21 protein-coding genes and 1 pseudogene are annotated in these 24,185 nt (G+C 51.7%); 14 read left to right on the forward strand and 8 right to left on the reverse strand.

The window, feature by feature from the left end:
* The first annotated feature begins 2 nt into the window (after window positions 1-2).
* Window positions 3-743: an ABC transporter ATP-binding protein gene (locus tag JOE21_RS09115; RefSeq protein WP_309865057.1), complete on the forward strand. Its 741-nt coding sequence runs from the start codon at window positions 3-5 to the stop codon at window positions 741-743.
* Window positions 744-749: 6 nt separating this feature from the next.
* Entirely contained in the window at window positions 750-1,673 is a 924-nt protein-coding gene (locus JOE21_RS09120; protein ID WP_309865060.1) for a CDP-alcohol phosphatidyltransferase family protein, read from the forward strand.
* Between the two features lie 71 nt (window positions 1,674-1,744).
* On the opposite strand, the gene JOE21_RS09125 is transcribed toward JOE21_RS09120, so the two are convergent.
* The 4 genes from JOE21_RS09125 to JOE21_RS09140 all read right to left on the reverse strand — a co-directional run bounded on the left by JOE21_RS09125 (window position 1,745) and on the right by JOE21_RS09140 (window position 3,374).
* Window positions 1,745-1,957, reverse strand: a complete 213-nt coding sequence (locus JOE21_RS09125) for a hypothetical protein (protein ID WP_309865064.1) — start codon at window positions 1,955-1,957, stop codon at window positions 1,745-1,747.
* Window positions 1,958-2,209: 252 nt separating this feature from the next.
* Window positions 2,210-2,845 carry a CBS domain-containing protein gene (locus tag JOE21_RS09130; protein ID WP_309865067.1) on the reverse strand — a complete coding sequence of 212 codons (636 nt, stop codon included), beginning with the start codon at window positions 2,843-2,845 and terminating at the stop codon, window positions 2,210-2,212.
* A 72-nt stretch (window positions 2,846-2,917) separates the two neighbouring features.
* The gene (locus JOE21_RS09135; RefSeq protein ID WP_309865070.1) at window positions 2,918-3,124 is read right to left on the reverse strand and encodes an EYxxD motif small membrane protein; all 207 of its coding nucleotides are present in this window, start codon (window positions 3,122-3,124) and stop codon (window positions 2,918-2,920) included.
* 25 nt (window positions 3,125-3,149) lie between these two features.
* Window positions 3,150-3,374, reverse strand: coding sequence for a YgaP family membrane protein (locus tag JOE21_RS09140; protein ID WP_309865073.1), 225 nt, complete (start codon window positions 3,372-3,374; stop codon window positions 3,150-3,152).
* Between the two features lie 117 nt (window positions 3,375-3,491).
* Here JOE21_RS09140 and JOE21_RS09145 point away from each other — a divergent pair, with 117 nt between their 5' ends.
* Window positions 3,492-5,246: an adenine deaminase C-terminal domain-containing protein gene (locus JOE21_RS09145; RefSeq protein ID WP_309865075.1), complete on the forward strand. Its 1,755-nt coding sequence runs from the start codon at window positions 3,492-3,494 to the stop codon at window positions 5,244-5,246.
* Window positions 5,247-5,358: 112 nt separating this feature from the next.
* On the opposite strand, the gene JOE21_RS09150 is transcribed toward JOE21_RS09145, so the two are convergent.
* Entirely contained in the window at window positions 5,359-6,072 is a 714-nt protein-coding gene (locus JOE21_RS09150; protein ID WP_309865077.1) for a hypothetical protein, read from the reverse strand.
* A 253-nt stretch (window positions 6,073-6,325) separates the two neighbouring features.
* Between JOE21_RS09150 and JOE21_RS09155 the strand changes: the two genes are divergently transcribed.
* From JOE21_RS09155 to JOE21_RS09170, 4 genes and pseudogenes are all read left to right on the forward strand, one after another.
* Complete coding sequence (locus tag JOE21_RS09155; RefSeq protein ID WP_309865078.1) at window positions 6,326-7,327, forward strand: DUF3048 domain-containing protein; 1,002 nt, start codon at window positions 6,326-6,328, stop codon at window positions 7,325-7,327.
* Between the two features lie 336 nt (window positions 7,328-7,663).
* A complete protein-coding gene (locus JOE21_RS09160; RefSeq protein WP_309865079.1) occupies window positions 7,664-7,978 on the forward strand; it encodes a YerC/YecD family TrpR-related protein in 315 nt (104 codons plus the stop codon).
* A gap of 204 nt (window positions 7,979-8,182) precedes the next feature.
* Window positions 8,183-8,623, forward strand: a pseudogene (gene tnpA, locus JOE21_RS09165) (IS200/IS605 family transposase).
* A complete protein-coding gene (locus JOE21_RS09170; RefSeq protein WP_309865080.1) occupies window positions 8,602-9,780 on the forward strand; it encodes an RNA-guided endonuclease InsQ/TnpB family protein in 1,179 nt (392 codons plus the stop codon). The pseudogene tnpA and the gene JOE21_RS09170 overlap by 22 nt, the downstream one beginning before the upstream one ends.
* Window positions 9,781-9,969: 189 nt before the next feature.
* Here the strand turns inward: JOE21_RS09170 and JOE21_RS09175 are convergent, their stop codons facing one another.
* On the reverse strand, window positions 9,970-10,356 hold the full coding sequence (locus tag JOE21_RS09175; RefSeq protein ID WP_309865081.1) for a hypothetical protein: 387 nt from the start codon (window positions 10,354-10,356) through the stop codon (window positions 9,970-9,972).
* A gap of 128 nt (window positions 10,357-10,484) precedes the next feature.
* On the opposite strand from JOE21_RS09175, the gene pcrB reads away from it, so the two are divergent.
* The 3 genes from pcrB (at window position 10,485) to ligA (ending at window position 15,546) form a co-directional block, all read left to right on the forward strand.
* The gene (gene pcrB, locus JOE21_RS09180; protein WP_309865083.1) at window positions 10,485-11,195 is read left to right on the forward strand and encodes a heptaprenylglyceryl phosphate synthase; all 711 of its coding nucleotides are present in this window, start codon (window positions 10,485-10,487) and stop codon (window positions 11,193-11,195) included.
* Between the two features lie 61 nt (window positions 11,196-11,256).
* Window positions 11,257-13,434, forward strand: coding sequence for a DNA helicase PcrA (pcrA, locus tag JOE21_RS09185; RefSeq protein WP_309865086.1), 2,178 nt, complete (start codon window positions 11,257-11,259; stop codon window positions 13,432-13,434).
* Between the two features lie 87 nt (window positions 13,435-13,521).
* Window positions 13,522-15,546, forward strand: a complete 2,025-nt coding sequence (gene ligA / locus JOE21_RS09190; RefSeq protein ID WP_309865089.1) for an NAD-dependent DNA ligase LigA — start codon at window positions 13,522-13,524, stop codon at window positions 15,544-15,546.
* Window positions 15,547-15,581: 35 nt separating this feature from the next.
* Here ligA and JOE21_RS09195 read toward each other — a convergent pair whose 3' ends face one another.
* Entirely contained in the window at window positions 15,582-16,979 is a 1,398-nt protein-coding gene (locus JOE21_RS09195) for a helix-turn-helix domain-containing protein (protein WP_309865091.1), read from the reverse strand.
* A gap of 929 nt (window positions 16,980-17,908) precedes the next feature.
* Here JOE21_RS09195 and JOE21_RS09200 point away from each other — a divergent pair.
* The 4 genes from JOE21_RS09200 (at window position 17,909) to JOE21_RS09215 (ending at window position 22,789) form a co-directional block, all read left to right on the forward strand.
* Window positions 17,909-19,603 (forward strand): transglutaminase domain-containing protein, encoded by a 1,695-nt coding sequence (locus tag JOE21_RS09200; RefSeq protein ID WP_309865094.1) that lies wholly within the window; start codon window positions 17,909-17,911, stop codon window positions 19,601-19,603.
* Between the two features lie 100 nt (window positions 19,604-19,703).
* Window positions 19,704-20,621, forward strand: a complete 918-nt coding sequence (locus JOE21_RS09205; RefSeq protein WP_309865097.1) for an RluA family pseudouridine synthase — start codon at window positions 19,704-19,706, stop codon at window positions 20,619-20,621.
* 94 nt (window positions 20,622-20,715) lie between these two features.
* Window positions 20,716-22,356: an alpha/beta fold hydrolase gene (locus JOE21_RS09210; RefSeq protein WP_309865100.1), complete on the forward strand. Its 1,641-nt coding sequence runs from the start codon at window positions 20,716-20,718 to the stop codon at window positions 22,354-22,356.
* 181 nt (window positions 22,357-22,537) lie between these two features.
* Window positions 22,538-22,789 (forward strand): hypothetical protein, encoded by a 252-nt coding sequence (locus JOE21_RS09215; RefSeq protein ID WP_309865103.1) that lies wholly within the window; start codon window positions 22,538-22,540, stop codon window positions 22,787-22,789.
* A gap of 70 nt (window positions 22,790-22,859) precedes the next feature.
* Here JOE21_RS09215 and JOE21_RS09220 read toward each other — a convergent pair whose 3' ends face one another.
* On the reverse strand, window positions 22,860-24,077 hold the full coding sequence (locus JOE21_RS09220; RefSeq protein WP_309865106.1) for a cytochrome P450 family protein: 1,218 nt from the start codon (window positions 24,075-24,077) through the stop codon (window positions 22,860-22,862).
* Window positions 24,078-24,185: the final 108 nt, after the last annotated feature.

Consider the following 24,185-nt stretch of genomic DNA (forward strand, 5'->3'; position numbering starts at 1 on the left):
CCATGGATGCCATTGTCGTCGAAAACTTAACGAAACACTTTCGGAAAGCGTATGACAAAACCTTAAAGGGTTTCATCCTTTCCATCGTCAAAGGGGAGAAGCGGTACCAGGAGTTCACCGCATTAAACGATGTCTCCTTCACCGTCAAACAAGGGGAGTCCTACGCCATCATCGGAAAGAATGGAGCGGGGAAGTCCACCTTGTTTAAAGTACTTTCCGGAATTATCTCTCCGGATGCGGGCCGCGTTCGGATGAACGGCAAAGTGGCCCCGTTGATCGAGTTGGGAGCGGGTCTTGCCCGTGACTTGACCGGGGCGGAGAACATCCGCCTCAATTGCGCCATCTTTGGCTTGGACAAAAAACGGATCGAAGAAGTATACCCTCAGATTGTGGCCTTCTCCGAGTTGGAGGAGTTTATCGATACACCGGTTAAATTTTATTCTTCCGGGATGAAAGCCCGGTTGGGATTCTCCATCGCTGTCCATATTGATGCCGACATCATTTTAATCGATGAAGTGTTGGCGGTGGGCGATAAGGATTTCAAAAAGAAATGCTACGCAAAGATGCGGGAGATACAAGATTCCGGAAAAACTTTGGTTGTCGTCTCCCACAGCTTAAAACCGCTCAAGAAAATATGTAACCGTGCCTTGATCCTCGAGCGGGGACGGGTGATGGACGTGGGCGACATCCATGAGATGATCGATAAATATCAATCGGAGAAAAAGAAGAAACAAGGAGCGTGACGTGTTATGAGTGCCGGCAAGTTTACGTTGGAAGATGTTCGAGAAGTCGGTTATAAGAAAAAAGATGCTTGGTGGACCGTCTTCCTGGTGGATCCGATCGCATCGCGTATGATTGTGCCGATTGCCAACTACACCAATTTGACTCCCAACCAAATCTCCCTGTTTGCATTTATCTTGGGAATCGGTTCCGCTGTCAGCTTTTATATGGGGAGTTATGAATTTCTCGTGCTGGGGGCTCTCCTCTATCATTTCAGTTTTATTTTGGATTGTATCGACGGAAAAATCGCCCGCCTCAAAGGAACGGGAACGATTTTCGGGATGTGGCTGGACTACATGCTGGACCGGGCCCGTGTGGCAATCTGTGCGATTGCGCTCTTGTACGGGCAGTTTGTCCGTTCCGGCGAACTCCTGTATCTCTATCTCGCTTTGCTGGTCATTTTTCTTGATATGACCCGCTATATGAACGCCTTGCACTTGTATAAAATGCGCCGGGAGATGAGAAAGAAAATCAAAAAATCCCGGAAAAAATTGCGCAATTTGTTGCATCAGGATCATCCGGAGGAGGAAGAACCGGAACACGAGGACGAGGAACAACCTCTCGCATCGAAAAAAGTGGATTTGCAACAAGGATTCAAATCCCGGTTCAGCTGGTATATGCGAATTCGCGACTTCTTTATCAACAACCGGATCCGCATGCATCTGTTCAGTGGAATCGAGTATCAAATGTTCATTTTTATTATCGGTCCCATTACCGGATTGATCGTGGAGACGATTATTCTCAGTTCCATCGTGTTTGTTCTTTTCGAGCTGGCCATTTTGTACAAAGTCTGGTTGAGCACGGAGGATTTCAATAAAGAAATGGCGATCCTGGAGGCCGAAATTGAAAAGGTGGAAGCCGAACAGGGTGTAGAGGTTGCGGAAGCCCGTTAATAAGCAGATGATGCAAAGAAAAAAGCCCTCGGATCTTCCGAGGGCTTTTTTTCGTGTTGTAACGGCCAAGATCAGCCGAAATGCATTGTCTGCTTGTCTCCCTGAATGCTGAGGGCATCCACGGGAACTTCGAACCACCAGGCACCTTCCGCTTTTCTGACCGGCGCATATCCGGCCTTTTTCAGAGATCGGGCGATGTCCCAGCTGGCTGTATAGACTAAGGCGGTACTTCCCGCTTCATCGAATTGGATGACGGTCTCTTTTTCGGCTTCGCTCAATTTCATCCTCCTCACCCTCCTCTGTTGTAGAGGTTCGAACTCATGTTCCCTTATTCCTTCCTATATTACCACGTATGAATCCAATTGCCACCCTCTCCATTTGTGGAACCGGTCCAGCTATGACCGTAGAGTCGATAAATAGATTCCTATTCTAAAATAATGGAGGTGTGACCGGGGTTTCAAGTTTAATTTTCAGAAGCATGCTATAAAATCAAAACACCTCCCGGTTTGGGGAGGTGAAATCGATGTATGAAAGGTTCACCGAAGGTGGGCGCTTAACACGCGAAACCCTGAACGGTCCAGGGATTTCGAGATGGCTTCCACCTGTGGGGTAGGTGTCACCTTTAACAGAATCCTTCTCGCGGCGGGGTCACCTGCGTCAAAGGTGGCCATGGATACGATGTTTACATCAAAGGGCTTAAGAATCTGCAATAAACGTTCCAATATATGGGGAACATCCACGAACACACCGATCAAGAAACGGACTCCCCTGACGCCGGCACCCAGAGCTTGGGCCATGGCTGACTCCACATCACTGATCTTGGCGATTCCCACCAAGGTGACGCCGTCGGCTTCCACAATGGGAACAAACGGATACCGGATCAGAGTGGGGAGCAACGCTTCAAAATCGCTGTCCACGGTGAGTGGATCCACCTTTTCCACCGCTTGGGATATCGGTTGCCGATCCATCTCTTCTCGTGCCCAACCATTTTTTAAAATCTGTTTCATGATGCTTCCATAGCCGGTAATACCAGCAAAACCGTTTTTTTCGTCCAATACCGGGATAGAATCCAACCCTTTTTTACGGAGCTGCTCCACGACTTGTTCCATTGTGGACGTAGTACGGACCATCGTTAGTTGATCACGCGGTGTCATACAGTTTTTGATCAGCATGAAAAGCAATCTCTCCCCCTTTTCTTCATGCAAACAGTATATGGGGAGCATTCTTCATTTGATGACAAAAGATCAACTGCGTGCCCGCCTTTTTCGCCAAATCCAGTCCACCATCCATACGACCATCACCAGGGAACCTACGATTGTGGCGACGACATAGAGGTTGTCCACCAAACGATCCACTGTCAACCACCAGATGTCTAATGGTCGTCCTGTGAGGGGCAACCACCAAATGTCTAATGGTCGCTCCGTAAGGGGCAGCCATCGAAACCACTCCATGCTTTCATCCTCCCGATGTTCCGGCTTATTCTTTATCTAAGGGAGTTTCGCGTGTACTGATTCCCATGGCGTACAACATGGGACAGAAACGGGTGACACCTTCCGCCACTTTCATTCCCGACATCATAGCGACGATCATGGGACCGGTTCTGCCGGGTCGGCGCGCCATCCGTGATGCGCTCCAAGCCAATCCCGCCAGTCCGCACGAAATTCGCATAAAAGCGTCAAAGGTACCCACGTTTTTTTGCACGGCTCCTGCCTCCTCCACGATTGGTTATGGTTAGTATGTTCTTTCGAGTGTCTGACAAACCGGTGAAGCCAATTGGTGGGTTGTGGTAGCATGAATTTGAAAAGGAGGCGATCGCTGTTGATCCCAAGCACACTGATAGAAGAACGAATAGCTGTTATTGAAACGGTTATGGGCCGTCGTCCGCCGACGGTTTGGCTCAAAGGAGGACAAGTGTTTAATGTCTATACTGGTCGCTTGGAAAAGCAGGATGTATGGTTTGGAGGTGATCGGATCGCCTATGTAGGATCCCGTGAGGACGGTAAGCTGATTCCAGGAGACAGCACGGAAGTGGTGGATGTCTCAGGTGCGGTACTGATTCCCGGCTATATCGAGCCCCATTCCCACCCGTTTCAGTTTTATAATCCCGTTTCGCTGACGGAAAAGGTTCTCCCTTTGGGGACTACGGCCATGATTCATGATAATCTTTATTTTTTCCGATCACTGGATGAACGGGTGCGAAAAGAATGGATGGATCGGTTGTTGCATTCCCCGGTTCACCATTATTGGTGGGCGCGATTGGATCCCCAGGCCCATCTGCATCCGGATGGAAATCCTTTTTCCTTGGAAAAGGTATCGACGGCTTTGGAACATCCCGCAACACTGCAAGCAGGAGAACTGACGGATTGGATGGCCTTGTTAGACGGTGACCCGGAACGGGTGGCGATGGTGGAAACGGCCCATCGTTTAGGAAAGCGGGTGGAGGGACACTCTCCAGGCGCTTCGTACCGAACGCTGTCCCGGTTGGCGGCAGCGGGGGTGACCGGCGATCATGAGAGCATCACGGTGGAGGAAGTGCACAATCGTTTGCGGCTGGGTTATATGACGACCCTGCGGTTTAGTTCGTTGCGTCCGGATCTGCCGGATTTGATTCGGGGGTTGCTGAAGGGCGGGGAGTCTGTCCCGTGGCACCGCCTGATGATGACCACCGATGGACCTACGCCTCCAGCCCTGAGCCAAGGATATGTGGACGCCATGATCCGAGTGGCATTGGAGGCCGGTTGTCCGCCCGAATATGCTTATCCGATGGTAACCCTTAATCCTGCCGTCTACTATGGACTGGACTCCCATATCGGAGGAATCGCTCCCGGGCGCTCTGCTGATATCAATATTTTGCAGTCCCTGGAGGAGCCCACGCCGTTGGAGGTATTTTCCCGTGGAAGGCGAGTGGCACGGGACGGCCGCTTGACGGTGGAATTGCCGCAATTGGATTGGAATCGCTTCCCTGCTTTTACTTCCGTCGATTGGCGATTAAAACCGGAAGACCTGGAACTTTCCGTCAAAAAGGGAGAGCCTGTTCCAGTGATCCAATTGGTCAATCCGGTCATCACTCACTTGAAATGGGAAGAGGAGGAAATCGAGGATCCCACCCTCCGTGATGAACGGTTGTTCGTCACACTGGTGGACCCTGCCGGACGGTGGGCTACCCGGGCTTTTCTGCGCGGATTTGGCAGGGGAGTGGAGGGGTTGGCCAGCAGTTATAACGGATCCGGTGATTTGTTAGTCTTGGGTCAAGCTCCGGAAGCAATGGCCCACGCAGCCAATCGTGTGCTGGAAGCTGGGGGAGGAATCGCCTGGATTCAGGGTGGTAAGGAGCACTTTTTTCTGCCGCTGCCGATCGGGGGGAAGATGAGTGACCTTCCCGTGGATGAATTGGTAGACCGCTCCGAAGAGCTGGTCCGAAAGCTGAAAGAGGTGGGTCATCCTTTTCATGATCCCATTTACACCTTTATGTTTTTATCCTCTACCCATCTTCCGCAGGTGCGGTTGACTTGTGACGGGTTGATGCGGATCAAGGACAGAGAGATTGTGGTGCCGTCGGTTCCTTTGACGTAATCAGCGTAAAGTATACGTATGCTTGCATGGATTCTGGATGGACCATGTTGATTCCTTCCAGGGAGAAAAAAGAAACCCATCTGCCGAGGCAGATGGGAGGATAAGCCCGTTATTATCCATTCATATGGAGAGGAGGTTCCGCTTCTTTAAACCAGGTGTCCGGGGCGGGAACATGTTGTTGGTGCAGCCGACTGAACCGTTGTTTATAGGAAAGCCTCATCGCCTGGAAGGCTTTGCTGGCATATTGTATCCATTCTGAGTCTGCCGGTCCCATCCACTCGATGGAGACAGGAATGTCTCGATAGAGTTGTGTCAACATGCGTCGGGATTCGAAGGAATGTGTACCGATCACCAAGCGCCGAGGGTGGAAGAAATGTTGGATGCCTGTACCGGGGCTTAAGAATTCGACTTGATGGGCGACTTCCGTGTTGCATCCGAGAAGTTCCTGGACGATATGGATGGTGCCGAGTGGAACCTCTCCCAGGATAACGGTCAAAGGGGAGGGTTTTGGGTGGCTTCCGAGAATGTCCACCGCTTTCCACAGAGCAGAAAGGTCGAGGTTTCCGTCGCGATCGACAGGGCTCTCCACGGCGATGAATGTGAGTTCCGCTTCAGCGATCGCACCGATATGATCCGTGGTAAAATGAATGTGCCCTTCATTAACCGCCTGTAACAACAGTTCGTTCAATCCGGCTTCCCAGGAAGCGGAAAAGCCGCTGGTAGAAGCGGGTTTCAACTCCATACACCAAGTATGATGGCCCAATCCTGCCAAGCATGTGCCGGTCAACAATCCGATGGAACCGGAACCTAGTACGGCAATCTTCATGGGAACCCTCCTCGGCGCCGCCAGGCGCACCTTGTTCAGCCCTGTCCGCTGGATCGGTTCCCAGGTTAACACAGGTGTGTAAAGCTCTCGTAAAGACCCAGTTAAAATCGAAATACATTTTTAAACAAGAAAGAGGAGTGATGGGGGTCGGATCGGTCCATTTTCCGAAAGCGCTTTCATTCGCAAGGGTTCGAAAACCTACGCATAAGCTGTATCAATGCGGTATTTTCACACGGCGAAGGAGTGTGACGGGATGAATAGACGCATATGGACCCGAATCGGATTTATGCTGATACTGGCCGTGAGCATGGTCGCATGTACGTCAGTGGAAGAGCCCCCATCGGTCCCGGATGAGGTGAGGGAAAAAGAGGAAAAAGGAACCCACCCCTATACCGGGGAATTATGGGAGGGAGAGCTTCCCACACCGGTGATGGTGATGGTGAACAACCAAAAACAGGCGAGGCCCCAATCGGGCCTCCATCAGGCGGATTGGATAATGGAAGTGTTGGCGGAAGGGGAGATTACCCGTTTGGCCGCCTTTTATTTCCGGGATTATGACGGAAAAGTGGGGCCTGTCCGCAGTTTGCGTCCCTATTATTTGGATCTGGCGGAGGGAAGCGGAGCAGTCGTGGCCCATGCCGGTGGTTCACCAGCAGCGATGGCGTTGCTTCAGGAGCGGAACTGGCCTCACGTGGACGGGATCCATCGAGGAAGGGCCTCTTTTCAGCGGGATGGGTCGAGAAAAGCGCCTCACAATCTGTATACGACCGTTGGAAAGATCCGTAAGGCTGGTTCGAATGGTCCCATGGAGACTCGTGAAATGAATCCGCTGTTGTTTGACCCGCAAGGGGCGGTGGAGGAATTTGATCCAGCCAGTCGAATCGAAATCCGGTTCCATCGATTGTATGAAGCAGGTTTTGACTGGGATCAAACGGAGAAGCGCTACTTTCGAAGGACACAGGGAGAACTTCAACGGGACCGGGAAAGCGGAGAAGTGCTGGGTGTCGAGAATGTGATCGTCATCCGGGCCTCCCACCGGGTATTGGATACGGCCGGTCGGCGGGAAGTGGATTGGACATCCGGCGGGGAGGGCATGTTGTTCCAAAGGGGACTGGGACGGCCCATCCGCTGGGAAAACCGGGATGGGTGGCTGCTTCCCGTATCGGAGGATGACGATGTACTTCCGTTGGTTCCCGGGAAAACCTGGGTAAATGTAATCCCTGATGAAGGGACATGGTCATATGGAGACTACTAGGGCCTGTCTGGTATTCAATCTTCCGTGAGTAGAAGGGAGGGTTGGGTTGGCTTTTGGTTCGCCTTTGTACTCACAGAGCACAAGTCTCGCCTAGGTCGCTTCGCTCCCCGCTTTTAGCAACGAAACGAAGACAGCCAACCCGACCCGGGATCTCGCCTTACGGATTGTTCAGGCCCTATCGATTCTGAGCAAGTGTTAGACATCGTCTGATGTGCTCTGATCATGCTCCAGAACAGGCCTGGGAGGAATTTGACGAATGGTGTAGAATGTTATTCGTTAAAGGGTGAAAGTCCCGTGCCTCCGACTGAGCAGAAATCAGGAAAAAGGGGTGAGAGGATGCAGTTGGACAAGTTGAGAAAGAAAGAAGTGGACAATTTATTCGCTGCCGTCTTGACATTGGAATCCATTGAAGAATGCTATCAATTTTTTGATGATCTGTGTACCGTGGGGGAGATTAAATCCCTGGCGCAACGGCTGGAAGTAGCCCGGATGTTGCGGCAAGGTTACACTTACAACCAGATTGAAGCCGACACGGGAGCCAGCACCGCCACCATTTCCCGTGTCAAGCGATGTTTCCATTACGGCACGGATGGATATACACTGGCTTTGGATCGTTTGGAGGAGAAAAAAGGATCCTCTGAAGCCGAATAAACGAAACCAAAAAACCGCCCTTATTTGGCGGTTTTTTTAACAAACCTGCGCCAGAAGTCTCCCGCTTCTACAAGCGGTGAGATGAATGGCGCGTCAGACGAGGGAGGGGTGCTTTTTACCCGTCTCGCAAGTCTGACCACTTAGTAGAATCATGGTTGCCTTTATGATGATTCACCTGATCTATCATCAGTATTAGGTGATAAAATGGTTGATATAAATAGGAAATTGGATAGCAACAACCATTCAGTATTCTTGCTGTACACCACTTCCTCCTCGTGATCAAATATCGAAAGAAAGTACTGGATGATCCGATCTCTCGTCGTGCAAAGGAAATCTTTGAGTACATCGCATCCAAATACAATATCACGCTACAAGAATGGAATCACGAGCAAGATCCTGTCCCTATCTTGTTCAAAGGACATCCAAATTCGGAATTATCTCGGTTTATCAATGCTTACAAAAGTGCTTCTTCCCGCTAGTTGAAAAAGGAGTTTCCACACATCCGGAAAAAGCGATGGAAAGAATCTTTTGGTCGAGAACTGCTTATTGACAACAGGCGGGGCTCCAATAGACATCATCAAAAAATACATTCAATCACAAGGACGAAAAAGCGAGGTGAAACGATGCTTCGAGCGAAGAAAGTAAATTTTGTTGCCTCCCTATCCGATGTGAATCGCCTCTTTGCCTGTAACCGTGAATCCGCTCTTGTTTGGAACGAATGTCTGCAATTATCAAGACAACACAATCGCGACCATGGAAAATGGATGTCAAAATCCGAGCTACAAAAAGCGACCAAAGGACGATTTCATCTCCATAGCCAATCCATTCAGGCCGTTTGCCACAAGTACCTATTTGCCAGAGATTCTGCCCATCAAGCGATCCGAAAAGGAATCAAAACGGCTCGCTACCCCTACAAGAGCAAAAATCACTACAACACCAAGTGGGCGAAAGACGGCTTCAAGATTCATGCGAATGGGAAGATCGAGCTATCCATGGGAATCCATAAAGGGAAACGGGAAAAACCGATTGTACTCCATACCAAAAACCTCCCACAAGGAACCATCAAGGAAATCGAGCTTTGTTATGATAATGGGTTGTACTTATCGGTTTCCTTTGAAGATGGAAAAGACAATCAACCCTATGAGAAGAAACAATCGGTCGGGGTTGATCCCGGCGAAATCCACACCCTTGCTGCCTTCGCTGAAAGCGGAGAAGCGTTGATCATCACGGGTCGAAAGATCCGCTCCATTCATCGCCTGCGCAACAAAAAGTTAGCAGCGATTCAGCGCCTTCAATCGAAGTGCAAAAAGGGTTCACGTCAGTGGAAGACGTATCAGCGGGCAAAACGTTATGTGCTATCTAAATCAGAAAAACAACTGCAAGATGCTCTCCATAAGACAACCAAACAGTTTGTCGATTGGTGTGTGAAACAGTCTGTATCCGATGTACAGATGGGAAATCCTGAAGGCGTACAAAGAAAGACGAAAAAGAAAAAGAGAGCGACGCGTAAGCAAGCGCAGCGGCTATCTAATTGGTCATTTGGAAGGGTAAAAAAATACCTGCAATACAAGTTAGCCGTGAGGGGAATCCGTCTGCATGATGTTGATGAATCTTATACCAGTCAGACATGTCCTGTCTGCAAGAAGAGAAAGAAATCCTCTTCTAGAAACTACCGCTGTTCCTGCGGCTATCACGAACATCGCGATATCCACGGAGCGAGGAATATTTTAACTAAATCGCTTCATGGAGAGATCCAGCATCTCGATGTTTCCACGAAGCAAACGTATCTACGGATCGCCTGAGCGAGAAGTAGTAGATGGTCTGTTCCGACCCAGGTACGATTCGTACCTGTTGCTTACTTAGGAATCCAAAAGGGCTTTCCGAGTCGGTTCGATTCGAGTATGGAAGGCAAACCCTTCGATACGTGAGAGCTTTTTGGTTCTGATGGTAAGAAACCCCCACTTCTTAGCGTTAGCGTAAGTGGGGGAGGTTCATCCAAATAGAATGATGAGGATCCATCCGGCCAAACTTCCGTGAATCAGGCTGATCACGGTAAGCAATCCGGCAAGGAGAACGGTTTGCCAACGAGGAGGGCTTCGCCACGGGCCGTTTTGGAAAATGTGGACGCCTCCCCAGATGAAATAGAATAGGCAAGGGACCACCAACAGAATAGAAAAGAGCTGCGTCCATTGCCGCTGTAACCGTTTTTGTTTTTCCAGATCCGGGTCAGGAGGATATCCCCCGTCCGGTTGCAGAATAAGGTTGCCTGCAATGAACACCAACCCAGTTAAAGCCAGGTAGATTGACAGTCGTATGGTCCATGTTCGAAACGGCAACGGCTTTTCCCCTCCACGCCAGGTTTCTGAGATCAGTTCCACCCTCCTGACTATATGGCGGATTGGAAATTTCTATGCCGGCATTCTGAGCCATTCCTCCGCTTTCGTCGTCCCGGGGGGTTAAGATATAATGGGTGGGGACAAACGAGCACGGCCATGGAGGGATGAGGATGCTGATCGAACGGATGAGAAAATGGCGACACGCATTCAAGTTGGATCCCAACCGTGCCCTTTCCAATGCTGCCTTGGAACGGATCTGCCTGTCGGGAACCGATGTGGTGATCGTCAGTGGAACCGACGGGATTACATATGAAAACAGTGAACGACTGGTAAGCCGCATATCCGCATATCCGATCGATTGTGTTCAGGAAGTCTCCCGGGCGGAAGCGGTGGTGCCGGGGGTGGAGGGGTACCTCTTGCCGACGGTGCTCAATGCGGATGATACCCGTTGGATTGTAGGCGCACAACAGCGTGCGGTAAAAAGCTACGGGGATTGGATCCCGTGGGAAGATACGGCGGGTGTGGGCTACATCGTCCTTAATCCGGATTCACGGGTGGGTCGTTTGACAGGGAGTCAGACGGACTTAACATCGGCAGATATCATTGCTTATACCCGGTTGGCGGAACATTTGTTCCATCTGCCTGCACTTTATATCGAATACAGTGGGAGATGGGGAGATCCGTCCATGGTGAAAGCGGCGCAGGAAGCGGCCAAGAGGCTGCATCTTTTTTACGGCGGGGGGATCAATGGTCCGGATGAAGCCCGCCGCATGGCCTCCTTGGTGGACACGGTCGTAATCGGAAATTTGGCTCACCGCAATGTGGATGCCGCTCTGACGACGGTGGAGGCGGTGAAGGAGACTCGGAAACAGATGAATTGAATGTCCCAAAACGAGGCAGACATTTTTCCAATTAAACTTTGATGACGGAAGGTGTGTGACAATGGGACAACCCTGGACAAAAGAAGCGATGCTGCAAGGTTTGAACCCGGATCAACGGCGGGCGGTGGAAACCACTGAAGGCCCCCTATTGATCGTGGCCGGAGCGGGAAGCGGAAAGACGCGGGTATTGACCAATCGGGTGGCGTGGTTGTTGGCGGAAAAACGGATTCATCCCTGGAATATTCTCGCCATCACTTTTACCAATAAAGCGGCCAGAGAGATGAAGGAGCGGATTTCCGCCTTGGTGGGGCCGGAAGCAGAAGAAATCTGGATTTCCACTTTTCACTCCATGTGCGTCCGTATGCTAAGGCGGGACATCGATCGGATCGGATATAACCGCAACTTCACCATCCTGGACAGTTCCGATCAGCTGACAGCGGTCAAGCAGGTGCTGAAAGAGAAAAACATCGACCCGAAAAAATTTCCCCCCCGCTCCTTTCTCCATAAGATTTCCAATGCCAAAAACCGTCTGTGGTCCCCTGCTGATATGAAAGAAAAAGCCGAGGGATTTAACGACGAGATGGCTGCCGACATCTATGAAGCTTACCAGCAAAAACTGCGCACCAACCAGTCCCTCGATTTTGACGATTTGTTGGTAGAGACGGTGCGGTTGTTTCAGCAGGTTCCGGAGGTGTTGGATTATTACCAAAAAAAATTTCAATACATTCACGTGGATGAGTACCAGGATACCAACCATGTGCAATACATCCTGGTTAAGCTGTTAGCCGGCTCCCATCGCAATTTGTGTGTGGTGGGGGATTCCGATCAATCCATTTACAAGTTTCGGGGAGCGGACATTACCAACATCCTCTCTTTTGAACGGGATTATCCGGATGTCCGGGTGGTGAAACTGGAACAGAACTATCGTTCCACCAAGACGATCCTATCTGCCGCCAATGAAGTGATCGCCCACAACCAGGGTCGAAAGCCGAAAAATTTATGGACGGAAAACGAGAACGGGGCACCGGTTCAATTATTTGAAGCGGACAACGAACATGAGGAAGCGTACTTCGTGGCGGACACGATTGTCAGGGAACACCGCGAAGGCCGCTCCTATGACGACTTTGCCGTTCTCTATCGGACCAACGCCCAATCCCGGGTGGTGGAGGAAGTCTTCCTGAAATCCAATATTCCTTATCAGATGGTGGGGGGACTCAAGTTCTACGAACGCAAGGAGATCAAAGATGTTCTTGCCTATTTGCGTCTGGTGGTCAATCCTGACGATGACCTTTCCCTTACACGGGTGATCAACGTCCCCAAACGGGGGGTGGGTCAAGCCACTCTGGACAAGATCTCCGCCTACGCCGGCCAACACGGCCTCTCGTTGTTTCGAGCGTTGTTGGAAGTGGAGGATATCGGCCTTGCCAATCGCTTTATTCAGCCGATTCAGCGCTTCACCTCCTTGATCCGGGAGATGTCGGCGATGATGGAATATCTTACTGCCAGTGAGGTAACGGAAGAGGTGCTGGATCGTACGGGATATCGGGAGGAGCTGCGGAAGGAAGAAACGGTGGAAGCAGCCAGCCGTCTGGAAAACCTGGACGAGTTCCTCTCGGTCACCCGGGAGTTTGAGGAGAAAAACGAAGATAAAGCGTTAGTGGCCTTTCTCACGGATCTCGCCCTGGTATCGGATATCGACGGGTTGGAGGAGGATGAAACCATATCCGGCGTTACCATGATGACGCTCCACTCCGCCAAAGGGCTGGAATTTCCCCAGGTGTTCTTGGTCGGGTTGGAAGAGGGGATCTTTCCCCACAGCCGCACCTTCGACGATCCGGAGGAATTGGAAGAGGAACGGCGTTTAGCCTATGTCGGCATCACCCGCGCCCAAAAACGGCTCTTTCTCTCCCGGGCACGCATGCGGATGCTCTTCGGCCAAACCAGTGCCAATCCACCTTCTCCCTTTCTGAAAGAGATTCCGGAACATCTGATTGAACGGGTGGGTAAACCATCCGCCGCTCTGAATAAACCGGTGTTGCGGCAAGGGCCGGCCCGCCCCGCCCCTAACGGCGATTTGAATTGGAATGTGGGAGATAAGGTGCATCATAAAAAGTGGGGGATCGGTACGGTTGTAAAAGTGCAGGGAGAAGGAGAGGATACGGAATTAAACATTGCCTTTCCCGCGCCGGTCGGTGTTAAACGGTTACTGGCTACTTTTGCCCCCATCACACGGGCCTAACAAACAAGAGTTTTGATACGGGCATGTCCGGTTATCGGGTTCAACCCCGTTGCTCCGGACATCCCAGTCTGTTGAGGAGTGGAAGTCATGGACCGAGCGCAAGCGGAACAGCGGATCCATTCGTTGCGAAAAGAGCTGGAGGAGCACAATTACCGCTATCATATCTTGGACGAACCGATTGTGAGTGATGCCGAGTTTGACCGAATGATGCAGGAGTTGCTCCGGTTGGAAGAAGAATACCCCGATCTGGTGACACCGGATTCCCCTTCCCAAAAAGTGGGCGGGGAACCGCTTCCCCACTTTGAAAAAGTAGAGCACCGGATCCCGATGCTCTCTCTGGGAAACGCCTTTTCCTTCGACGATCTGAAAGATTTTGACGGACGCATCCGCCGGCTGTCCGGACGGGAAGCCGTCGACTATGTGTGTGAGTTGAAAATCGACGGCCTCGCGGTCTCCATTCGCTACGAGGATGGACGAATGGTGCGGGGAGCCACCCGTGGGGACGGACGCACCGGGGAAAACATCACCCAAAATTTGAAGACAATCCGTTCGCTTCCCCTCAAATTGCGGGAATCAGTCACTTTGGAGGTGCGGGGGGAAGCGTTTCTGCCCAAAAAAGAGTTTGAGCGGATTAACGCCCAGAAGGAAGAAAAGGGAGAAGCGGTTTTTGCCAATCCCAGAAATGCCGCCGCCGGTTCTTTGCGCCAGCTGGATCCCAAGCTGGCCGCCGAACGGGCTCTGGATATTTTTTTGTACGGGATCGGGGAAATCGAGGGCACCGATGTTCCCCATACTCATACGGCTTCCCTCGATTTGCTGCGGCGGCTGGGGCTGAAGGTGAACCCCGACCGGGTTACGGTTAAAGGGATCGACGATGTGATGGACTTCGTCAATCACTGGCGGGATCATCGGATGGAGCTGGACTATGAAATCGATGGGATTGTCATCAAGGTGGATGACCTTTCCTTGCGTGAGGAATTGGGTTTTACCGCCAAAAGCCCTCGCTGGGCCATCGCCTACAAGTTTCCCGCTGAAGAAGGAGTCACCGTTCTCAGAGGAATCGAGATTAACGTGGGGCGTACCGGAGCCGTGACACCCACCGCCGTGCTGGATCCGGTCACCCTGGCCGGAACGACGGTTAAGCGGGCTTCCCTTCACAACGAGGACATCATCCGCGAGAAAGATATCAAAATCGGTGACCATGTCATCGTGAAAAAGGCGGGAGACATTATTCCCGAAGTGGTGGGTGTCCTGACGGAACACCGCACCGGGGAGGAAAAGCCGTACTCGATGCCGACGGAGTGTCCGGAATGCGGCAGCGGGCTGGTCCGTCTGGAAGGGGAAGTGGCCCTGCGCTGCATCAACCCCCAATGTCCCGCCCAGACCCGGGAAGGCATCATTCACTTTGTCTCCCGTGGAGCGATGAACATCGAAGGACTGGGAGAAAAAGTGGTAACCCAGTTGTTTGAAGCCGGGCTGATCCGGGGGCCTGCCGACTTGTATGACTTGAAAGAGGAGGATGTCCTTCCCTTGGAGCGAATGGGGGAAAAATCGGTGGACAACTTGCTGAACGCCATTCGAGTCAGTAAGGGGAACTCCTTAGAACGGATCTTATTCGGATTGGGAATTCGCTTTGTCGGTTCCAAGGGAGCACAAGTATTGGCCGCTCACTTTAAAAACATCCATTCACTGATGGAAGCCGACAGGGATGAACTGGAATCGATTGATGAGATCGGACCCAAGATGGCCGAAAGTATCGTCACCTACTTTGAAAAACCCGAAGTGCAGGAAACGATCCGCCGCTTGGAGCATGCGGGGGTCAATCTCGTCTACCAGGGTCCCGATCCTGGGCGGGAGGTTGTGGTGGACAGTCCCTTTGCCGGCAAAACCGTTGTTCTTACCGGGACGCTGGAATCGATGTCCCGAAAGGATGCCGGGGCACGTATCGAAGCCCTGGGGGGAAAAGTAACCGGAAGTGTCAGCAAAAGCACGGATCTGTTAGTTGCCGGAGTCAAAGCGGGTTCCAAGCTGAAAAAAGCCCAAGACTTAGGAGTCCCTGTGGTTGAGGAGAAAGAATTCTTGTCTCTGCTGGGGGAAGGGAGAAACGACTAAGATACAACAAAAAAAGCCTCCGATCGGAGGCTTTTTTACGTGGAGGTGGCGGTGTTTTCCGCCTGGTTATCCAGTGTGGGCAACTCCATCTCGATATCGATTGTCGACGTTGTCGTATGATAATGTTCTACCGCTTGCAACAAATAAGACAGGGCCTGGTCCCGATCCTTCTCTAAATTGAAATATTTACCAAGCGTATGGGCCACCTGGGCCGCCTTTTCTGAGATTCCTAAGTGGGAGTACTCTTGAATCGCCTTTTCGTAACATTCGATAAATGATTGCATCTCTCCCTCGATATAATGAATTTGTCCAAGATAGATATAACAGTCGGTCAACCGGTGCCTTCGTTTTTGCAAAAGGCTCATCGCCAGTTCGAGATGCTTCCTCGCTTGATCCAGATCCCCTTTTTTAATGTAGTTTCGGCAAATGATCTGATGACTGTAGCCGATCTCCCACTGGCTCAGCTGCCCCTCCTTGGCCACATCCAACGACTTCAGCAGCAATTGGATGGAACGGTCGTAATCGCCCAAGGCCAGGTGGCAGACACCCAGTTCGTGATAGGTGTTGGAGGCCAGGCTCTCTGAAAGGGAAAAGCGTTCAATCATACGCAGCACACGTTCAAAACAGTCGATCGCTTCCTGGTAATCTCGGCTGCGGCTGTGACATATCCCAAGAACAGTTAACAGCGGGCAGGTTTCCAGCCAACGATCATTCTGCTTCAAGACCTCAATCGCCTTTTCGGTGTAGAGGATTCCCAGCGAGCTGTTGGACAATTGCAGATAGGTTCGTCCCATGTTACCGTAAACATATGCTTTCTCGATTCCATCGGTGACAGAGGGGAGAATTCGTTCCGCTTCCCGGTAGCGAGCCAGTGCTTTTCGGTACTGGTCTTTGAAAAAATATAGATTTCCTTGCAGTCGAAGATACCAAATCTTCAAGTTGGGCTCGTCCGACAGTTGAGGCCAACGCTCCTCAATGGCGGACAGGCGGCATTCGCTCTCTTTAAATTCCAGTTTGTAAATGAGGAGTTGGACTTCCAACAACTCCACCTGTATTAATATCTTGGTGTCGGCGATGGAACGGGACAGCTCCACCAGGGAGAAAAAGATCTGTTCTGCTTTTTTGATACCGTCATAGGAGAGCGCCAGTTGAACCTGGTCAATCCAAATCTCAGCCCGTCGTCTTGTCTCCAGATCGGTTACCCCTATCAGGAGATTGACAGAACATTGCAGGCGTTGGGCCAGAAGCTCCAGTACATCCGGACGGGGAATGGCTTTTTCATTCTCGATTAAACTAAGGTACGGGATGGAGATAATGCCTTCAGCTAATTCGGCCTGGGTTAACCCCAGCTCCTTTCTTCGACGGCGCAGATTGTTTCCAAGGCCGATAAAGAATCCCTCCTTTCCGTTGGGAGGTGGGTGAAAATCGATCATAGGTTTTGAAACAAACCGCCGATTGTGATAATGAATCGAACGATGAGGAAATGGTACAAAAATTGTATGAAAGATGGGAATGATTATTTTCATCATACTGGTTACAAATCCCCTGTCAACTGTTTGGAATGCAAAAAGGATTCCAATCCAACCGATGTTTTAAAACATGGGGGCAAAAAGGTGCCAAAAGTACGGAAAAGTGAGGGGTTTTTTTGTCGGATTTTGTCGAAGTTTTAAAAACACAAGATGTATAATCTGTTGTATGATGAAAGTGTCCGGATCGTCCCCGTTTTCCCGTAAGAAAGCGGCGATCTCGTACAGCATTGTGATGTTCGGACAGGATGGTCCGCAACATTCTTTGGTCTTGGTCTTTCCATATGGGTGGGGCGTTCCTATTTAGGGCGTCCTCTTTTTTTGTTTGGCATGAATCCATCTTTTGATCCGGATGAACCGTCTCCGGGAACGGTGGCGCCGAACCGCGATACAGGTTTAAAATAAAAAAACACCCCTGGGCGAGGGGATGAAAAGGGTGAAGGTGGATGTTGGTTGTTTAATGAACCACCAGCGCAAAGATTGTGGCAATAACCAGCAAGAAAATTAAGAGACGGCGCAGACCAAAACCGTAACCATAGCCGGCTCCCACTCCTCCAAACCAACTCATGGTTGTCGCTCCCCCTTTCGTAACAGTCACAGATAGATTATGAATGGGTGGGGATGACCGGAAGGGTTTCAGCCTGGACGAGGGAAAATTTAGGTGAACCTCTTGATGGCGCCGGTTTTGCTCGTGAACTCTTAGTGCTTATTCACCATCGCAGATTTCCTTCCCATAAATAGATGGAATGGCTAGTGATAAGGGGTGTAGATCAACTATAATCATTTATAGAATCACGTCATTTTTGTAAACTTGATATCATGAGAGAGGATTTTACATGGGGACGGAGGTTGTCATGAAACGGTTGCGTGGTTGTGGGGTTTTTTTGCTGGCCGTTTGTCTGATGGTGACAGCGGGATGTGAACCTCTGTGGCCCTTTCAAACGGAGGCGGAAGCCCAGCCTAATGAGTGGGATCGGTTGGCAGACCAAAAAAACGAATCGCTGAATCTGAAAAAATTGAAGTTGGAAGCTTACGGAAAGCAGGTTGGGGTGAAACTACAATCCCCTGCCTATCAGGAATTTGCTGTAAATTCTCGTTTTCCCATCACCGGTTCGGTTGAAAAAATCCTTCAGTTGCAGGCGGATTTTGCATGGGTGGAAGTGGAGAAAGAAGGAGATTCGGGGGACGACAGCAAGTTTTCCTATTACATCCCCTTGGATGACGGGCAGTTCGACCAATGGATTCAGCTTCATAAAGGGGAAGGGATTTACCAGGTAACCGTACGTCTTCCCAGTGAGGCGGAAGCCAATCATTTTTACGATGTGGCACAGATGAAGGTGCATAATGTTAATCCGCGGGTGGAGCGGGATATCGCGATGACGCGGGTGGGACAGTCGTCCGGCCTTGCGTTTGAGCAGCCTGCTTCCGGTTTTGGGGAAGCTTCCGGCAGCATTGCTTTAAAGGGATCCCTTCCCAAGGATATGGAACGGTTGATGGTTCAGGTAGAGAAGGGAACGGAAAAATGGGAACACGTGGTTCCTGTCCGGGATGGCCGCTTTGATACCCAAATTCCCCTGCTGTACGGCAAAGGGGTGCATCGGGTAACGGTTTTGACACCCGATCCGTCCAAGAAAAATCTGTTCAATGAGGCTGCCAAACTGTGGGTGGATAATCAGTCCAATCAAAAGCGGGAGCCGGTCGAGTATTTCCGCCATTATGAGGAACGGGGGGTTCAGCTGGAGATGCCGCTTGCGGGGGGAGGGCGGGCGGATATGAAAGCCCGCATCCGGGGACGGATCGACCCGCAGGCTCCCCAGGCGGCGGAGACCAAACATTTGATTGTCCAGACGAAGAAAGACGGAGAGCAGGCTACGTATATCATTCCGGTGGAAAATTACCGATTTGATGATACGTTTTGGCTTCGTTTCGGTAAGGGGACTTACGAAGTGACCGTCAATGTGCCGGAGATCACTTCGGAGAAACGAGATTACTTCCGCTTTTTCGGAGTAGCCCGTTATACCGTTCACAACGAGACAGACAAGGATCAACGAAACTTGTTGCCTTCCAGGGGGATTCAGTCGGACAGCGGTGAAATCCGCTCTCTGGCTAAAAATCTGATCGCAGGTAAAGGAACAGAGCGGGAGAAGGCACTGGCTATTTATGAATACGTATCGAAACAGATCCACTATGATGTCACCAAGTTTAAGACGGATGCTTTCGAATACGATGACAGCGCGCTGAAAACCTTGCGGGAGAAGAAAGGAGTATGCCAGGATTACAGCTTCCTGGCGATCGCTCTCTTGCGTTCTATCGGGATGGAAGCCCGGTTCGTCGAAGGAGTGGCGGACGGAAACCGCCATGCTTGGGTAGAAGTGAAAGTGGACGGAAATTGGATCACGATGGACCCCACTTGGGGTGCCGGGTATTTGGACGGCCAGGACCGGTTTGTTCAGAAGTACACCACCCGTTACTTCGATCCCAATCCAGGGGAGTTTTCCAAAACGCACAAACGGACCGGTGTGATGTATTAAGAAGATCGCGGTTTGATGCTTTCCCGCCCCACGGCGGGTTTTTTCTTTCCTGAGGCCGGGTGATACTGTGAGAAAGGGATATTAAAGGAGCCGGTGATAGATGGATGAGATGAATCGGGATGTTTTTTTACATCTGGTGAAAAAAGAAGAGGCGGGGAAGCTGCTCAGGCAGGTGCTGCAAAACCGGTTTCGCTTTTCCCGACGGATGCTGCGCCGTTTGCGGGAGTCGCAAGGAGTAACCGTAAATGGCCGAGTAATGTTTTTCACTTCCCGTGTGGAGGAGGGGGACCAGATCCGGATCACACTGCCGGCGGACCCGGAGCCGACGCTTGCTCCGCAGCCGGTACCCCTTCGAATTGTTTTCGAAGATGAAGATCTGATTGTGCTGGATAAGGAGCCGGGACAGGTGGTTCATCCCACCAAGGATTATCGGGACAACACATTGGCCAATGGTTTGGTTTATCATTGGCTCCAGCGAGGGGAACAGCGTCTGGCCCGTCCCGTCACCCGATTGGATAAGGACACCTCCGGACTGATCGTCTTTGCCAAGCACGCCTACGCACATGCTTTTCTGGCCAAAGAGATGGACAAGCGATGTTACGAACGGGAGTATTTGGCCGTGGTTCGGGGAGAGTGGCCGGAGGGTGAAGGGGTGATGGACGAGCCGATCGGCCGTTCACCGGATGAACCCCATAAACGGATGGTACGGGTTGACGGTGCGAGGGCGTTTACTCGCTTTCAAGTGGAACGTCGCTTCAAAGGGGCGACCCTGTTGCGGCTGAAGCTGGAGACCGGGCGCACCCATCAGATTCGGGTTCATCTGTCCCATCGGGGGTATCCCATTTTTGGCGATTCCCTCTACGGCATGGAGGAGACAGGGGAAGAAAGCATCCGTCGTCAGGCGCTGCACGCCGTTCGCCTGACCGTGGTTCATCCCCGTGATCGACGCCCGTGTATATGGGAATCCCCCATCCCGGAAGATATGAAGCACTTGATCAACCGTTTTTTATTTATTTAATTAATATTTTGAAAATGAAAAGGGATTCACCGACTGTTGTAGAAGAGAAATAGTTGGTGGAGAGGACCTGCAATAATGAAGTGAGGTGAATTCCTTGAAACGGAAAGTCAGGATGGTTGCGGCGGTTTTACTGGTGTTGGTATTGGCTATGCCTGCGGGGATCGGTTATGGGGCCAATCCGGATTCTACCGGGACGGTACAGCCCATGGGAGGGAAGGGAGGATCGTGCGGAAAAGCGCCGGGTACGTGGTATCTGGGGGAAGCTCCCGCCAACCCGGATCCTGCCAAACCGCCACTTGTATTTGTACAGGGGTTAAATGGATGTTCAGTCCATTGGTCTGGAAGAACCCAGTATTACGGGAACAATGACATGGCTTCCCTTGCCCGGGAACACGGCTACCGGACGGCCTTTGTCGATTTGCACGACTCTGGTGGAAGCGCTGCCAGCCAGTGGGACAACGGACGGATGCTGGCGGGCTTGTTGCGGCAGATTCATGATCACTTCGGCCAGCGCGTCAATGTGGTCGCTCACAGCAAGGGTGGCATTGACACCCAGGCGGCTCTGGTCCATTATGGTGCTCACCCTTATGTGGGTCGTGTCGTTACGTTGGGATCTCCTCACCACGGGTCCCATCTGGCGGATTTGGCCCATAGTACCTGGGCCGGTTGGCTGGCGGAACTGTTGGGTGCCCGCAGTGCAGGATCCGAATCGCTGCAAACGGCGAATATGCGACAGTTCCGTTCCGTAACCGATTCCCATGCCAACGCTGGCCGCAACAGCTACTACACCACTGCTGGAACCAGCTGGGGTCCGCTGTTCTCAGCGTTGTGGGCGGGTGGGGCCTATCTGGCCGTTCACGGAAAGAACGATGGAATGGTGAACGTGTGGAGCGCTTCGCTGCCCAATGGGCATCATCTGTTTACCACCAACCTGGATCATGACAACATCCGGTTGGGACGAACGGCTCTTCATCGGATCGATGAAATCTTGAGCACGGCAGCTCCCGCTTCTCAACCGGTAATGGCCGGAATGGATGAAGTGGCCGCATCCGCTGAAGCGGTGCCGGACCGCGGGGATCATTGGGTGCGCGGGGGCCCTCTGGCTGCGGGAGAAAAACAGGAAATGAACGTGACTGTCACCGAAGCTACCGAGGCAGCGATCTTCACCTTAATGACCAGCGGTAACAACGTGAAAGTGGAACTGACCTCTCCTTCCGGAAAAACCTACGATAACCGGAGCGATGTCTATGGGAAAAGTGAGGAAAAGGAAATATTTCAGGATGCCGTCGTCCAGGCTTTCCGGATTGACGCACCTGAGGCGGGTACCTGGACGATCCGACTCGCCAGCCAGGATGAGGATGCCTACCTATTGACCGGCACCTTTCTGGCGCCGCAAACCGTCTCTCTGAACGTAACGAGCCAGCCCGAAACGGGAAGCGAAGTTCCCCTGAGTCTGGAGATTATGGAGACCGACAAGCTGAACGTGAAGGATTTAAAAGTGGATGTCCAAGTGACTACACCGAGTTCACAGAAAAAGATGAAATCGGCTTCTCATCGGAATCGTTTGAAAGCGGTTTCAAAAGAAAGCGCTTTCAAGGGGGAATTGCCGAAATTGACGGAACCGGGTGTTTACAACCTGACCTTGGATGTGAAAGGGACCGATGTCCAGGGTCAGCCCTTTGAACGGACGGTGATTCGTTCCATCTATGTAGAGGATCAGGATCAAAAGCGGTAAGCGGCAAGACGAAAGATGGACCCGATAATAAAACTGGAACATGGTAACCACACCCGACGTTTCATAAAGCGTCGGGTGTGGTTTTGTAAACAAGGCTGTTCTCACCAGGAATGGAGGCATCGTGTCTTTGGTATGTCCGTCCTTTTTCCTGATCATAATGGAAAAAAAGGAGGGAACCGCCATGGATTGGTCGATGATCTGGATGTGGGAGTGGCAGGCGATGTCAGGGTTGACTCTGATCTCCGCCGGTTTAGCATGGTGGACCCGTCGGCGGCTGTTCCGGGTGGTGGCCGTGGCTGGCCTGACTGTGATGGTGCTTGCCCTGGCTCTGTGGGATTCGGTTCATCCCCTGTGGACGGTGTCGGGGATTCTGATCGGGGCATCGTTACTCTTATTGATGACGAAGTGGATCCTGGAGCCGACAGGGTCCTGATCGGCTGATTCGATTTTCCATCGTTGTTGCAAACAGCTGTACCGTCCAGACGGGCGGTTTTTTCTTTCCGTTAAAAGCGAACCGGCAGTTTGGTCAGGCCTCGCATAAGAAAGTCCTGCCTCCAAGGAAGGGGTTCTTCTCCAAAATCGAGTGTCAGCTCCGGCAGTCGTTCCAGGAGGGTGGGAATGGCGATTTTGGCTTCCAGCCGGGCCAGGGGGGCGCCGAGACAGTAGTGGATTCCCATCCCAAAGGCGAGGTGACGGTTGGGCTGGCGGGTGATGTCAAAGCGATCCGGTTCCGGGAATTGACTTTTATCCCGGTTGGCTGACCCGAGTGCGACGATTACCAGGCTGCCCTGAGGGATGGGTTCACCGAAGAATGAAAGATCTTCCGCCGCCCATCGGTCGGTGGCCATCTCAACAGGGCTGTAGTAGCGCAGGATCTCTTCCACTGCGTGGTCCAGCAATTCCGGTCGACGGCGGAGAAGCTCCCGTTGCTCTCGGTGTTGGAACAGGGCGAGCACTCCGTTGCCAATCAGATTGACGGTGGTTTCATGTCCTGCGATGATGAGCAGAAAGATCATGGAATACAGTTCATTGGATGTCAGGCGGCTTCCCTCCTCTTCCACATGTACCAGCCTGCTGACCAGATCATCAGCGGGATCGGAACGCCGCATGTGGAACAACTCACCCAAGTATTCCTGGAACTCCTTCATTTTGGGGCGGGCTTCCTCCATCTTCTCCGGCCGGTTGGTGGTGGCCAACAGAGCGTTGGACCATTCCCGGAAGCGCTTACGGTCGTCGGCGGGAATGCCCAGCATTTCGCAGATGACGAGAATGGGTAAGGGAAAGGCGTATGCGTCAATCAGATCACACCGACGGCTGGGTGTGGAGGCGATCTGATCCAGCAATGTGTCTGCGATTTCTTGTATTCGGTGATTCATCCCTTCGATCATGCGGGGGGTAAAGGCTTGATGGACCAGGTTGCGCAATCGGGTATGATCCGGGGGATCCGCGGCCAGCATGTGTTCATCAAAAACTTCGATTTCTTCCGGCAGATCGTCTTTCCAGTCGGGGAGCGTACGCGGGTTTTTGATGAAGCGCGGATCTTTCAATGCAGCGAGGGCGGCATCATATCGAGTGACGAGCCAGGCCGGCTCCCCTGACGGCATTTGGATCGGGTGGACGGCTCCTTTTTCTCTCAGGTCTCGGTAAAGGGTGTAAGCCTGCTCTCTAAAACGGGGAGAGAAGAAATCCGGGGCCAGGGTGGATGGTCGGTTCGAACCCATGGATATGGACTCCTTTCTATTGAGAAAGATGGATGGATTTATCTTCCTCCGAATAGATACCACATGACCCTCGGTGGCTCCTTCATGAAAGCGTTGACATTTTTGTGA

The sequence above is a fragment of the Desmospora profundinema genome, from assembly GCF_031454155.1.
GTDB lineage: Bacteria > Bacillota > Bacilli > Thermoactinomycetales > DSM-45169 > Desmospora > Desmospora profundinema.